Origin of the sequence: Collinsella aerofaciens ATCC 25986 (assembly GCF_964239575.1) — a bacterium.
Classification (GTDB): Bacteria; Actinomycetota; Coriobacteriia; order Coriobacteriales; family Coriobacteriaceae; genus Collinsella; species Collinsella aerofaciens_BQ.
In genome coordinates this window covers 1-12,995 of record NZ_CAXSQQ010000022.1, presented here as the reverse complement: position 1 = coordinate 12,995, position 12,995 = coordinate 1, and the positions used below count along the sequence as shown (strand labels likewise).

General features: G+C 58.6%; 11 protein-coding genes and 1 tRNA gene. 1 reads left to right on the top strand and 11 read right to left on the bottom strand.

Translation table 11 applies throughout. The features are described from left to right. Positions 1-133: 133 nt before the first annotated feature. The 9 genes from ACESUZ_RS08390 to ACESUZ_RS08350 all read right to left on the bottom strand — a co-directional run bounded on the left by ACESUZ_RS08390 (position 134) and on the right by ACESUZ_RS08350 (position 8,096). Positions 134-637, bottom strand: coding sequence for a GNAT family N-acetyltransferase (locus tag ACESUZ_RS08390; RefSeq protein WP_217749843.1), 504 nt, complete (start codon positions 635-637; stop codon positions 134-136). Between the two features lie 39 nt (positions 638-676). Further along, positions 677-1,327 (bottom strand): tyrosine-protein phosphatase, encoded by a 651-nt coding sequence (locus tag ACESUZ_RS08385; RefSeq protein ID WP_022094060.1) that lies wholly within the window; start codon positions 1,325-1,327, stop codon positions 677-679. Positions 1,328-1,344: 17 nt separating this feature from the next. Continuing rightward, positions 1,345-2,082 (bottom strand): CpsD/CapB family tyrosine-protein kinase, encoded by a 738-nt coding sequence (locus ACESUZ_RS08380; RefSeq protein ID WP_055285949.1) that lies wholly within the window; start codon positions 2,080-2,082, stop codon positions 1,345-1,347. 2 nt (positions 2,083-2,084) lie between these two features. Next, on the bottom strand, positions 2,085-2,741 hold the full coding sequence (locus ACESUZ_RS08375) for a YveK family protein (protein ID WP_195362016.1): 657 nt from the start codon (positions 2,739-2,741) through the stop codon (positions 2,085-2,087). 194 nt (positions 2,742-2,935) lie between these two features. Beyond that, on the bottom strand, positions 2,936-4,360 hold the full coding sequence (locus tag ACESUZ_RS08370) for a sensor histidine kinase (protein WP_373199554.1): 1,425 nt from the start codon (positions 4,358-4,360) through the stop codon (positions 2,936-2,938). A 3-nt stretch (positions 4,361-4,363) separates the two neighbouring features. Then, positions 4,364-5,092, bottom strand: a complete 729-nt coding sequence (locus tag ACESUZ_RS08365; protein WP_195521674.1) for a response regulator transcription factor — start codon at positions 5,090-5,092, stop codon at positions 4,364-4,366. 64 nt (positions 5,093-5,156) lie between these two features. After that, a complete protein-coding gene (pstB, locus tag ACESUZ_RS08360; protein WP_192934402.1) occupies positions 5,157-6,032 on the bottom strand; it encodes a phosphate ABC transporter ATP-binding protein PstB in 876 nt (291 codons plus the stop codon). Between the two features lie 103 nt (positions 6,033-6,135). After that, positions 6,136-7,374 (bottom strand): sensor histidine kinase, encoded by a 1,239-nt coding sequence (locus ACESUZ_RS08355; protein WP_217749846.1) that lies wholly within the window; start codon positions 7,372-7,374, stop codon positions 6,136-6,138. Positions 7,375-7,400: 26 nt separating this feature from the next. Continuing rightward, positions 7,401-8,096: a response regulator transcription factor gene (locus tag ACESUZ_RS08350; RefSeq protein ID WP_217749847.1), complete on the bottom strand. Its 696-nt coding sequence runs from the start codon at positions 8,094-8,096 to the stop codon at positions 7,401-7,403. A 197-nt stretch (positions 8,097-8,293) separates the two neighbouring features. Between ACESUZ_RS08350 and ACESUZ_RS08345 the strand changes: the two genes are divergently transcribed. Beyond that, positions 8,294-9,634, top strand: a complete 1,341-nt coding sequence (locus ACESUZ_RS08345) for a D-alanyl-D-alanine carboxypeptidase family protein (protein WP_373199551.1) — start codon at positions 8,294-8,296, stop codon at positions 9,632-9,634. 321 nt (positions 9,635-9,955) lie between these two features. On the opposite strand, the gene ACESUZ_RS08340 is transcribed toward ACESUZ_RS08345, so the two are convergent. Continuing rightward, positions 9,956-10,046: transfer RNA gene (locus ACESUZ_RS08340), tRNA-Ser, on the bottom strand. Positions 10,047-10,138: 92 nt separating this feature from the next. Then, positions 10,139-12,580: a tetratricopeptide repeat protein gene (locus ACESUZ_RS08335; RefSeq protein WP_373199549.1), complete on the bottom strand. Its 2,442-nt coding sequence runs from the start codon at positions 12,578-12,580 to the stop codon at positions 10,139-10,141. Positions 12,581-12,995 lie beyond the last annotated feature (415 nt).

The window sequence follows — 12,995 nt, the reverse complement described above, 5'->3', positions numbered from 1 at the left end:
TATGTTCAGACTTAGATTTTATAACCCATTAGCGCGCATATATACATACGGAATCGAAAAACTGTATGTCTAAGCGCTCCGATGCGCCAATTGCCAAGGAGTGTCCCCAACTGCCGGCAGAAAAGGAACGTCCCTATCTGCCACCCTCGACCCGCTTGGCCATCCAGGCGTGGGGCTGACCTTCATCCTCGTAATCTACCGGCGCAATCTGCGCGTAACCCGCCTTGGCATAGAGTGGCAGCACGTATTCCTGCGCATGCAGTTTTATGAGCTTGGCACCGGCATCACACGCGGCGGCATCACTGGCCTCGACGATCTTGCTCGCCAGACCGCGACGGCGCATGCTCGGCAGCACAGCCACGCGCCCCATAATATAGGTCTCCCCCGCTGCGACGCCTTCGTCCAAGTCGCACGCCGGCGAAACCGGAGCCTCTGAATCTGCCGCGCGCTCAAGCTCTTCGGGAAACACGCGCGAGCAACCGGCAAGCTCGCCGTCTGCATAGAGCGTCACATGAATGCAGTTCGGATCCTCGTCGATAGCGTCGAACTCATTCTCGTAGCCCTGCTCGTCCATAAAAACGACGCGGCGCACCAGCGCCGCGTCATCAAAGCATCCCGTCTTAAGTTGGATATCCATGGCTGCCCCTTCATTCAATGCGAACGTTAGGGACAGATTTTAGCGAAAATGGGCTCCACGCACGCTAAACTTCGCGCGAGCCTTCGCCAGGCAGTCGTAATGACCCACGTTATGGGCATCGCTCGCGATGAAGCTGTACAGGTTCTGATCGAACAGGCGCTGTGCCGGCTTTTTCTCGCGACCAAAGCGACCGCCGGCAATAAAGTCCGCCGAAGCCTGCAGCTTGCAGCCCATATCGACCAGGCGCTCCGCCACGCTTACATCCTTTTGAACCGCACGATAGCGCTCAGGATGAGCGATAATCACCTGGTAACCACGGCACTGCAAATCGTAAATCGTGTTCTCGTACTCTCTAAACGCATACGCATCGGCATGCGTCGAAAGCTCGAGCAGAAACTCGTTGGTTCCATCGAAATGCAAGTGCTCCGCAGCATCGATACCAAGCTCAACAAGCTTTCGATGGTTGACCTCGAAGCCCATCTGGAGCGGAAAACCGTCAGCGTTATCACGCAGCAGCTCAAAGGCATCCCACATCTTGTCGTAATCAAAATAGGGATCACGGCAGTGAGGAGTGCAAACGATTCTGGTTACACCGGCCCGCTTGGCAGCCTCGAGCATCGCCAAGCTCTCATCGAGATCGGCGGCGCCGTCGTCTACACCCGGCAAGATATGGCAATGAATGTCACGCATAGGTCAGCCTTAATCAACTAAACGTTTGCTCGGTTGGTGAAGATGCCCTTTTTGGAAGTCCCCTGATCGTCGGAGCCCTTCTTCACCTTCTTACCGTCCTTGGTGTAGTAGGAGTAGTAGTACTCGCTGGTCTCGGTCTCGCAGTAGTTCATAACGGTACCGATGAGCTTGACCTTCTCGGACTTCTTAAGCTGACCGATGGCGTTGAGCGCCTCCTCGCGCTTGGTGAAATCCTCACGCACGACAAAAAGCGCACCGTCGGTCAGACTTGCGATCTCGGCAGCATCGATGAAAGTGCCGACCGGGGGAGCATCAAAGATGACGTACTGGAACTTGGCGGACAGTGCCTTTACCAGCTTGGCAAAGCGGTGAGAGACGATGATGTCGGCAGGATTGGGAATATGCGGCTCGGCATCGAGGAAGTAGAAGTTCTTCTGACCCGTCTCGACAATTGCCTGGTCAATGGAGATCTGCTCGGAAAGAACCGCATAGAGTCCGCCGCGCGAACGAACGCCGAGCATATCGGAAAGGGACCTGCGGCGCATATCGGCCTCGACCAGGAGCACGGACTTGCCGCTCGTGGCGATTGCCTGAGCAAGGTTAATGGAAACCGTAGACTTGCCCTCGTTGGGAATCGAGGAGGTAACGGTGATGGTGCGAATGGGGTCGTCCACACTCGCAAAGCGGATGTTGGCCAGAAGGGTCTTGGCGGCATTCTGTACAACGAGCTTATCGGTGTTCTTTGCCTTAGCCATGCCTATTTACCACCTTTCATAGCCGGAATTCGGCCAACAACGGGAATACCCAGGAGCTCTTCTGCCTCTTCTGCACCGCGGATGCGGGTGTTGAGCATGTCTGCCAAAACGACATAGGCAACTGCGATAAAGATGCCCGCGAGGAACGCGACAGCAACGTACAGCATACGCTTGGGACCGCTGGGGGCTTCGGGGGTCTTAGCCTCGTCGATAACGTTGATGCTCTGGGCAGCGCCGACGTTCTGAGCGACCGTACTCACCGAGCTGGCCATGGCCTTTGCGACCTTAGCCGTCTCCTTGGCATCGGTGCCGGTAACCGAAAGCGTAATGACACGCGTGGTGGTCTCGGAGGAAACAGACACCTTGTAGTCATCCAGATCGGTGAGGCCCAGTTCCTTGGCGGCGCCGCTCTTAACGCTATCGCTATCCAGCAGCGTGGCGATATCGTTGGAAAGCATCTGACTCGCCGAGAGATCGTTGTAGCTCATCTGACCGCTATCGTCGGTCTTGGCGAGAATGTACATGCTCGTCGTCGCGGTATAGGTGTTGTCCATCGCAACGAAGGACACGATGCCCATGGCGATCGCGCAGACCACCGGAAGGGTGATGACCAGCTGAAGGTGCTTCTTCAGCAGCTGGAACAGTTCGAGAAGGGTCATGCAGCTTGCCTTTCATTTCCCCAGTTCGGATTGACATACTGTCCGTATGTTATCGCATCTTTTTACCGAGACCAAACTCTATACATAAGAAACAGGCTCTCCTGTAAAAATGTCGGAAGCAATCGTAAAATTGCACAACAACGCCGCACCCGAAAGTCAAATGCGGCGTCTGCATCAATATCTATGTTGTATCGCTATGCGAATGGCTCGTCCTGCTGTATGGGAAACGTCACCGTAATGGTGGTTCCCACGCCCAACGCGCTCGACAAATCGAGCGTGGCGTGATGATACAGGGCCGCATGCTTGACAATGGCAAGCCCCAGGCCGGTTCCGCCGCGTGCCTTGGACCTACTCTTGTCCACGCGATAGAACCGCTCAAATACCTTGCCCTGTTCTTCAGGCGCGATACCGATTCCCGTGTCGGCGACCGCGAGGAACGGATGGCCTTCGTCGTTGGTGCCGCACTGCAGCGTAACCGTACCGCCGGGCCGATTGTAGCGGATGGCGTTGCTTGCCAGATTATAGATGAGCTCGTCGATCAAGCGCGACACGCCTTCGATGACCACAGGCTTGGTCTCATGACTTATCGTCACATTCGCCTGACGGGCGACCTGTTCAAGACGCTGCCCAACCGCGTAGATGGCACGCGAGAGCTCAATAGGCTCCGTGGACCCAATGGGCACCGCCTCGCCCTCAGTTGCACGCTCGGCCTCGTCCAAGTTAGACAGCGTAAGGATGTCGTTGACGAGCGCCGCCAAGCGGCCTGCCTCACGATAGATGCGACCGCCAAAGTTGCGCAGGTCGTCCTCGCCCTCGACCATGCCGTTTGCGATGAGCTCGGCATAGCCCGAAATCGCCGTAAGCGGCGTCTTGAGCTCATGGGTGATATTCGCCGTGAACTCGCGGCGCATACGGTCGTTGTCCGTCAGCACCGCCATTTGGCGCTTGAGTTCCTGGCGCTGCGACTCGATACGCTCAAGCATGGGGACCATCTCGGCATAGGCGTGCTCATAGCTACGGCGTGGGTGGTCCAAATCCACCTCTTGCAACGGCGCGATGATGGCACGGGACTCGCGGCGCGCCATAAAAAACGAGAGTACCGCACCCGCTGCTGCGATAAGCAGCATCGGCGCCACCATCGACAGCAAAATCGCCGCAACGCCAGGCTGGGCCTGCGCCAAGCGGACAACCTGGCCGTTATCAAGGGCGACGGCGCGATACAGCATAATCTCGTCGAGCGTAGAGCTTGCGCGCTCCGCGGAACCCAAACCACTCTCAAAGGCCTCGATGACCTCGGGGCGATCGCCATGGTTGGGCAGTGTGGAAGGCGACGCCTCGTTGTCGTAGGCAACCGATCCATCCTTGTTAATCAGCGTGATGCGCAAGTCCTCGCGATCGAGGCTACGCAAGAACGGGATGGGCTCCTGCTGCTCATCGAGGGCGGCAGCAATGAGCTCGGTTTCCTGCGCCAGGTTGGCACTCGTGGCATCCGCCAAGGTGTTTTGCACAAAGAACGCACCCAGCACCGTAAACGCCACGATAACCGCCATGGCGCAGACAAAGATCGTCACAAAAACGCGGTGCGACAGCGTATGTTTTCCCTGGGGGGCGAAGACCACGGGTTACTCCTCCGATGCGGTGGCCGCGGTGTCGTCACCTTCGGCACCATCACCGGCAGAAGGCTCGGCCAAGCGGTAGCCCACGCCGCGCACGGTCTCGATGGCGCCGGCATGCTCGCCCAGTTTTTGGCGAAGCGTCTGCACGTGCACGTCAACGGTGCGCGAACCGCCGTCGAAGTCCCAGCCCCACACGCTCTGCAGCAACGACTCGCGGGTAAAGACCACGCCGGGCTTGCGCATGAGGTACTCGAGCAGGTCGAACTCGCGCAGGGTGAGCTTAAGCGGCTCGCCGGCAACGGTCACCTCGCGATGGCTGGGCGAGAGCACGATGTCGCCCACGCTGAGCACATCGCTCGCCTGCTTGACCATGCCGCCGCGACGCAGCAGTGCGCGGCAGCGGCTGGCGAGCTCCATGAGCGAAAACGGCTTAGTCAGGTAATCGTCGGCACCGCCATCGAGCGCCATCACCTTGTCGAGCTCGGTATCCTTGGCGGTAAGCATCATGATGGGCACCGTCGCCGTCAGGCGGTCGGCACGCAGGCGACGCATAATCGCCAAGCCATCGGTATCGGGCAGCATGATGTCGAGCAGGACGGCATCGGGTACCCGTCGCGCCACGGCAGCCTTAAACTCACCGTCGCACGAAAAGCCCTCGGCCTCGATTCCCTGCTTGCGCAACGCATAGACCGTCAAATCCCTGATGTTGTCATCGTCCTCGACGTAATAGATCATGTTGAACCCCTTTGCGGCCGGCATGACCGCATCTTAACCCTAAAGGTACCTTTACTAGATGGTATCAGCCAAAACGGCCCGTCAAATAATCCGCCGTGCGCGGATCGGTCGGATTCTTGAAGAGTTGCGCGGTGGGCGCGTGCTCCACCAGCTCACCCAGCAAAAAGAATGCGACCGAATCGGAGATACGCGCCGCCTGCTGCATATTGTGCGTAACGACCACGAGCGTGCAGGTCTCCTTGAGCTCGCAGGCAAGCTGCTCCACCACCAGCGTCGAAACGGGGTCGAGTGCCGAGGTCGGCTCGTCCATCAGCAGAATGTCGGGCTGCACGGCAAGTGCGCGGGCGATGCACAGACGCTGCTGCTGGCCGCCCGAAAGACCCAGACCCGACTCTTTGAGCTTGTCCTTGACCTCATCCCATAGCGCAGCGCGACGAAGGGAGTCCTCGACCAGCTCATCCAGCGCAGCGCGATCGCGCACACCCATACCGCGCGGACCATACGCGACGTTGTCGTAGATGCTCATGGGAAACGGGTTGGGGCGCTGGAACACCATGCCCACGCGCTGGCGAAGGCGGCAGATGTCGTAGTCGCCCAGGATATCTTGACCATCGAGCGCAATCTTGCCCTCGATTCGGCAGTCCTTGATGCCGTCGTTCATGCGGTTAAAGCAGCGCAGCAACGTGGACTTTCCGCAGCCCGAAGGCCCGATGAACGAGGTAATCTGCTTGTCGCGAATCTTGATATTCACGTCCTTGAGCGCATGGTGGTCGCCATAGAACAGGTCGAGGCCCTCAACATCGATGCGCGTCGGCGAGGCGGCAAGATCCTCTGCCGTGGGACGAGTCGCATCCCCAACCTCGCGCTCGTGCGCGGCCTCGGCCTGCGCTTTCATGAGTTCTTCAAGCTCCGTGGGCTCCACTGCCGCAGCAGCCGTCATACCGCATACCTCCACATCGATATCAATTCAGCAGTATCGATAGTAGAAATCGCGGCTCATATGCACGTGAGCGCATTGTCAAGTGTTTGTAAGGGCACGCTGGCTATGCGGCGGGCAGCTCGATGGTGAATATCGTGTGTTCGGGCGTCGATTCACATGCAACGGTACCACCGTGTGCCGCGATGATCTCCTTGGCAATAGCAAGGCCCAGACCGGCACCACCGCGATTGGTCGCACGCGCCGCATCCAGGCGATAGAACTTCTCAAAGATCACCTTGAGCTTAGCCGCAGGGATAGGATCGCCCTGATTGATAAAGCGCACGCGCACGCCGCCATCGTCTTGGCGCCCGGCCTCAATCGTGATAGTCGAGCCCTCATAGCTATAGGCGACGGCGTTTTTCATGATGTTGTTGAACACGCGAGCCATCTTGTCGCCATCCACGAGCACCGTCAGGTCCTCGCGAATATCAACTTGGACTTCCTTATGCTGCTCGTTGAGGATGGGATAGAACTCGTCAGCCACCTGAGCCAGCAGCAACCCCAGATCAACATAGCCGCGCGTGAGCACGATATCGTGGAAGTCAAAGCGCGTGATATCGAAGAACTCTTCGATGAGCGTATCGAGCCGGTGCGCCTTGTCGAGCGCCACGCCCGTAAAGTGCGCACGTTGCTCAAGCGGCAAATCGGGAGCCTCCTGCAGGAGCGAAAGATAGCCCACCACGCTGGCGAGCGGGGTGCGTAGGTCATGTGCCAAGTACGTGACCAGATCGTCCTTGCGATGCGACTCGTCACGCAGAGCTTGTTGCACCTTACGCCCACGGTCACGCACGCGGTTAAGGGCGCCCTCGACCTCCAAGAAGTCGCCGTCGATGTTGTCCCAGGTGTCGGGGTGATCGATCAGGCGATCTTGAATACGAGCAGCCAGCACACAATCGGCATGCTGCTCGCCCTGCTCGTAGCCCTGGTAGTACAGGGCGCGGCCGCACAAGAACAGCACGCACACGGCAAGCGCCAGCACAAAGCCAAGCATGTTGAATACAAAGCCGGCGTCAAACAGCACCGGCCCTTCGATGCCGCCGAGCGCCATGGCGCCAATCGCCAACGTCATGGCCCACGCGGCGCCGCCAATCACCACGCAGCGGCACACGATCTCAAATCGATCGATCAGCAAAAAGCCGACAAGCAGCACCGCCAAGATTCCGACGATGTTGTCGATGCCAATCAGCAGCAGGCTCAGCAAAAAGAGCAGCACCGTTGCAAGCGCGCGGTTGTCGACGACCGACCTCACGTATTCAAAGAGCCGATCGGGCACCTCGAACGCTTGCCTATCGTCTTTTGTCATATCAAGATCCTCACAAGCGAAAAGCGTTATTCGATGATGTAGCCGACGCCCCAGACGTTTTTGATAAAGCGTGGCTTTTGTGCGTCGTCGCCGATCTTTTCGCGCAAGTGGCGAATATGCACCATCACCGTATTGTTGGAGCCGGGCATAAAGTCCTCGTTCCACACCGCGCGGAACAGGTCCTCCACGGCCACCACGCTGCCGCGATGCTCGACCAGATACAGCAAGATTGAATACTCGGTGGGCGTGAGGCGAACCGGTGAACCGTCCACTGTCACGGAACGAGCATCGCGGTTGATCTCCAAGCCGTCGAGCTGAATGGTCGGCGACTCGGCCGCCTGTGCACGGCTACCGTAGCTGGTGTAGCGGCGAAGCTGAGCGTGCACGCGCGCGATGAGCTCCGGCGGACGGAACGGCTTAACCACGTAATCGTCCGCGCCAAGCGAAAGGCCCCCGATCTTGTCTTGCTGGGCATCGCGCGCCGTCAGCATGATCACGGGATAGGTATGGCTGGAACGGATCGTACGCAGCAGCTCAAACCCATCGATATCGGGCAGCATGACATCAAGCAGCGCCAGATCGAACTCCTGCTCCAAAATCGCCTTGGCAGCATCGGCCCCGCTATAGGCAATCTGGACATCAAAGCCCTCTTTTGTAAGGTAGATGCCAACCAAGTCGGCGATGGCCTTCTCGTCATCAACTACCAAAATGCGCTCGTTCATGCGTGCTCCTCTCGCGCTCCATTATGCCTGAGGCGACGCACGCCACACACAACAAGCGTGGGTGATTAAGCCGGCCTTAAGCACCCTTGTGCCCGTTCGGGTGCGGATGTGGGCCAAGCGCGCACGCGATGATCGCCGACGCCGGCAAACGATATACTCTAGTTCCAGAAGAGACCATCCCGTCGAAAGCGAAATCCGTGAAGTCCCTCACCTCTTTTGCAAAGCGCTCAGCCCAGCTTGCCGCCGGCTTTGTCTGCGCTATCGCCCTTGCCGCTGGCGCGCCCACCGTCGCCGGCGCCCAAGTGCTCACGACCGACAATGTTTGCGGCAAAACCGCCGATGCGCGCGGCATCACGGCCGAAAACCTGCCCGATATCGATGCGACCAATGCCCTCGTCATGGGCAAAGACGGCACCGTCTACTATGGGCGCGGCGCCGATGAGCAGGTCAAGATTGCCTCGATCACCAAGGTCATGACCGCAATCCTAACCGTCGAGAATTGCAAGATGGACGAGAAGGTCACGGTGAGCAACGCCGCAGCCACCGTGGGTAATTCGACCGCCGGCTTGCTCGAAGGCGACGAGCTTACCGTGGAGCAGGCACTGCGCGGCCTGATGATTCCCTCGGGCAACGACGCCGCCATCGTGCTCGCCGAATATGTGGGCAAGAAAATCGACCCTAAGACCAAAGACGCCGAGGCCACATTTGTGAAGGCCATGAACGAGCGCGCTAAGAAGCTCGGCTGCACCGGTACGCTTTTTGAAAACCCGCATGGTCTGGACTTTGATGAGTGGGCTGGCGATATGCACTCAACCGCACACGACGTAGCGCTGATGATGCAGGAGGCCATGAAAAACGACACGATCCGCGAGGTCGTAGCGAGCGAGGATTCCTGGATCGAGGTCACGGGCGCCGACGGCACCGACCATTCGCATTCCATGGACACGCATAACTATTTGCTGGGCCAAGATGGCAACATCGGTGGCAAGACTGGCACCACCGACGATGCAGGCTATTGCTTTACGAGCGCCTACAACCGCGACGGCGACGAGATCTACACCGTTATTTTGAACTCCACCACCACCGATCAGCGCTTTACCGATACCGCCGCCCTTGCCAATTGGTACTACGGTCACAAGGTGACGGTCGCAATCGCCAACACGCAGGAAAAGACCGCCAACGGCAACCCGCTTATGGCACGCATTAGCCAGACAGATTGGACGGACAAGACGATCGACGCCACGCTCGCCGACCCCGCCGCACAGGCAACGGTGTTCTCACTCGCCGGCGAAGTGACCGAAAAAGTTAGCTACGATGACCTTTCGGGCACGGTGCATGTTGGCGACAAGGTAGGCAGCGTTACGCTCAAGCAGGACGGCACCAAGGTCGCCGTCATGGACCTGGTTGCCGACGAGGAAGGCACAGGGCCGAATCCCATTGAATGGCTCCTCGTGAAGCTCGACCGCTTGGGCCGCCGCATCGACAACCGCCCACTTGCGGCAGAGAGCGAGACCGTAGCCAAGGCTCCTGAGATGTAGGGCGCAAGAATAATAAGTCCACTGAAAGGAGGCGTCCGAAAGGATGCCTCCTTTTTGAGGGTTCGAATCCCCAGCCGCCATTCTTGATAATAAAAAAGGGCCCCAAATGGGACCCTTCTTCAAATTCGTACTGGCGGAGAGCTGGGGATGTCCGGACATGCTACGCATGCCCTCCGGCTTCAAAGCCTGACGGCTTTTCGCCCACGGGCTATAAACGCTTTCGCGTTTGCTTAACGCCCGTGCCCTCTCGGGTTCGAATCCCCAGTCTCCTTTCTCCGCACAAAAAAGGGCCCCAAATGGGACCCTTCTTCAAATTCGTACTGGCGGAGAGCTGGGGATTCGAACCCCAGATGCCCTTTTGGGGCATACTCGCTTAGCAGGCGAGCACCTTCGGCCTCTCGGTCAGCTCTCCGTAACAGCCGTTCTATAGTAACCAAACAGCCAAGGATGGGCAAGAGAAAATTTTCTAATTGCCTAGCATCCTTTCCTCTTTGGAAGCTTCGCCTACCCCAGCGAGCGGTTGAGGGAGCCGAGCTCGTCGTTGCCCATAGTGCGCCACATTTGGAAGATGCAACCGCGTGCCAGGAAAAAGAAGCCGTTGTCGACCAGTTGAACAGCGGCATCTGCCAGCTGATTCGTCACGGCGGACACTGGCGGCAGCTCGAGTCCAGCCTTGTGGATGGTCTCAACCGCTTCTTCGAACGTCGGAGGCTCGCTGACGCCCATCTCGTTCATAAGGCCCTGCATTTCTTCCAGCGCGCTGCTGCCCGACTCCTCGCCGCGCGGCACTAGACGGTAACAAGCCAGCGCCAGGTCAAGCTGATCGCAATTCCAATAGGCAAACGCCAAGCGATAGAACAGGTAGCCAATTGCAGAACGATCGCTGGCAATACGTAGGCCGTGGCGCGCCACCTCGATAATCTCGTCAAAGCGCTCCAGACGCGCAAGCACGTTGATGAGTGCAAAGTGCGATTGCATGGACGAGCGCGCCAGATCGTAAAGATGGCGCACCTCGGGCAGTGCTCGTTCAAAGTCCTCTTGCTCGGCGTAAAAGCTGCAGATTTCGTGCTGGGCAAAGTACAGCGCATCGGGCGCACGGAGGATTCGCACAGAGCGATCTTCTTCCAACACCGGTAGCACCATGCGCACCAGCTGGTTGTCACAAAACTGCGTTTGAACCGGACCTGTCGCCAAAAGCTCGGCGACGGCGCACTTAGCCTCCAACTCCTCAACAAGACGGGAAAAGCCTTCAAAAGCACCTGTACGGTCGACTTTTGCCTGCTCGCGCAATTCAACAACACGGGCCACGTATGGGTCGTCGTCCTCTTCCATGACCTCCAACTCGTCAGCCTTATCGGCGAGCAGCAGATCGCGCAACGCCGGCGGCAGTATGCGATGGTCATCACGCGGACGAGCATGAACCTCCGCAGGCTCAATCGTCTCCGGAGCGGTTGACTCATACGCCTCAAGCACACGCTTGCACGGCATATCGTCCATGTCCATGCTCTCAAGATCCTTGACGACAGGCACGCAATCGGCCAGATAGGCCGCGCGCCCAAAGAAATACGTTGCGACAACGCGCTCGCCCTGCTCACTGTCGGGAGCAGCAATCTGCACATAGCAGCGCGTGATGCAGGTGCCCGCGGCAAAACACGCTGCCGCAAGCGTGAGTGCCACACGTGCATCGTGCTCCGCGGCCCAGATCGCGCGCATGTCCTCGTCCAGCTCGCGCCAGGCGTCATCCTGAGCGTCGTATTCACGTTGCGGCATGGCATCAACGACAGACCGCCCAAACCGAACGAGCATAATCCCCTCGGCAACGTTTGCCCGATAGGTATAGTCGAGCCGTGTGACCACGTTAAGCGCCTCGACAATACGCGCGAAGCGGGTACGCACATCCCACTCACCGCCCGGCTGGCAAGCCACCGTACCCGGTTTGCCCCACGGGTTATCGCTCGAGGCCGTATCGAGCAGTCGGGGAACATCGTTGGTCGTCTTGGCGATATGCCACGCATCAAAGAGCGCGCAGCCCTCAAGGCTCGGCGAGGATGCCGCAGGGGCCAATCCGGCCCCGATGCGCTCGAGGATGCCAGAGAGGCGGTTGAGACGGCACTCGATGGCAAGCAGCATGTCAATCTCGTCCTGGTCCAGCAGGCTACGATCAAAATTGAGATAGAAAAGCTTTGAGCGATCGATGCGAGCCAGGCTCATCTCGGACTTGGCGGCGATGGTGCGCAGTCGGGGCAAGTCGACCTCGCTCATAAGGGCGGCCGCATAACGCTCGATACCGCTCGGATTCTCGGCATGGTCGACACGGTAGAGCAGCGTCTCGATAGCGTCAGGTAGCGGTGCCGTGTTAAAGCCCAAAAACACCTCGACCGGCTCGGGCAACTTTACGAGCTTTATTTTGTCGACAACGTTTTGCATGTCCGCATCGAGACCGTCGACGCCCGCCGTGTTCGCAATAGCGCTTTCGGAGTTGGCAAATATCACGTAGCGCAAGAACATCGAGGCCATGAACTCGCCGTAAGGAAGGGCGCGGGTCGAATTCCATGTCTCGTGGTCGGACTGCTCGCGCATGGGGCCTTCGGGAGAGCCGGCAGTTTGCGCACACGTACGCATTGCACCGTTGGCTTCCCTTACCATAATCTCACCAATACTGGAATCCGACTCGTCAAGGACCAGCTCCATGTCGGGATCGTTGGGCAGCGGAGCCTCGCTAACGGGGCGGTCCACCTTGTACACCTCACCCGAAACGCTTACGTAGCCCAAAAGCGACACATGGCTTTTGCCAACGAATTCGACGACATAACAAGATTCATGCTGGTCCTCGCCAAAGAGTTTCCAGACCACGCCATATGAGCGCCCCGCAGGCTGCTCGGGCATCGCCGGAAAGCGCTTCTTGGGATCGAGAAACCTGAGCTTGTATGTCGGACGCTCTGCCACGAAGTATCACCCTGATCGGTCGCTTGAAGAAGGAGTGGTCACGGATGGGCCGCGACACCTACTCGAAATCTTACACGAGTCGACAGGAAATAGTCCGCTTTACGCCTGCGCCTCGACCGAGGTTCGAATCCATGCAGTGTTTACGTAAAAGAAAAGCCCCCGTTGCCGGGAGCTTTAATCTCAAATGGTGCGGCGTATAGGATTCCGCGCATCCGCTGCGCGGATCCGCACCGGCTTCGCCCGCCTGCCGGCGCGCTCGCCCGCGGGCTAAAACGCTCCGCGTTTTCTTCACGCCCGCGCCTCGACCGAGGTTCGAATCCATGCAGTGTTTACGTAAAAGACGATATGAGAAAGCCATTGGGGTCGCCTCCCCCGCGGCGCAGCTTCTTTCCGCGGGCTCAGGGTGCCACAATGG

Excerpts from the sequence above, each read along its gene's own strand:
- ACESUZ_RS08390 (WP_217749843.1), bottom strand. The coding sequence starts at position 637 with ATGGATATCCAACTTAAGACGGGATGCTTTGATGACGCGGCGCTGGTG.
- ACESUZ_RS08385 (WP_022094060.1), bottom strand. The coding sequence starts at position 1,327 with ATGCGTGACATTCATTGCCATATCTTGCCGGGTGTAGACGACGGCGCC.
- ACESUZ_RS08380 (WP_055285949.1), bottom strand. The coding sequence starts at position 2,082 with ATGGCTAAGGCAAAGAACACCGATAAGCTCGTTGTACAGAATGCCGCC.
- ACESUZ_RS08375 (WP_195362016.1), bottom strand. The coding sequence starts at position 2,741 with ATGACCCTTCTCGAACTGTTCCAGCTGCTGAAGAAGCACCTTCAGCTG.
- ACESUZ_RS08365 (WP_195521674.1), bottom strand. The coding sequence starts at position 5,092 with ATGATCTATTACGTCGAGGACGATGACAACATCAGGGATTTGACGGTC.
- pstB (WP_192934402.1), bottom strand. The coding sequence starts at position 6,032 with ATGACGGCTGCTGCGGCAGTGGAGCCCACGGAGCTTGAAGAACTCATG.
- ACESUZ_RS08355 (WP_217749846.1), bottom strand. The coding sequence starts at position 7,374 with ATGACAAAAGACGATAGGCAAGCGTTCGAGGTGCCCGATCGGCTCTTT.
- ACESUZ_RS08350 (WP_217749847.1), bottom strand. The coding sequence starts at position 8,096 with ATGAACGAGCGCATTTTGGTAGTTGATGACGAGAAGGCCATCGCCGAC.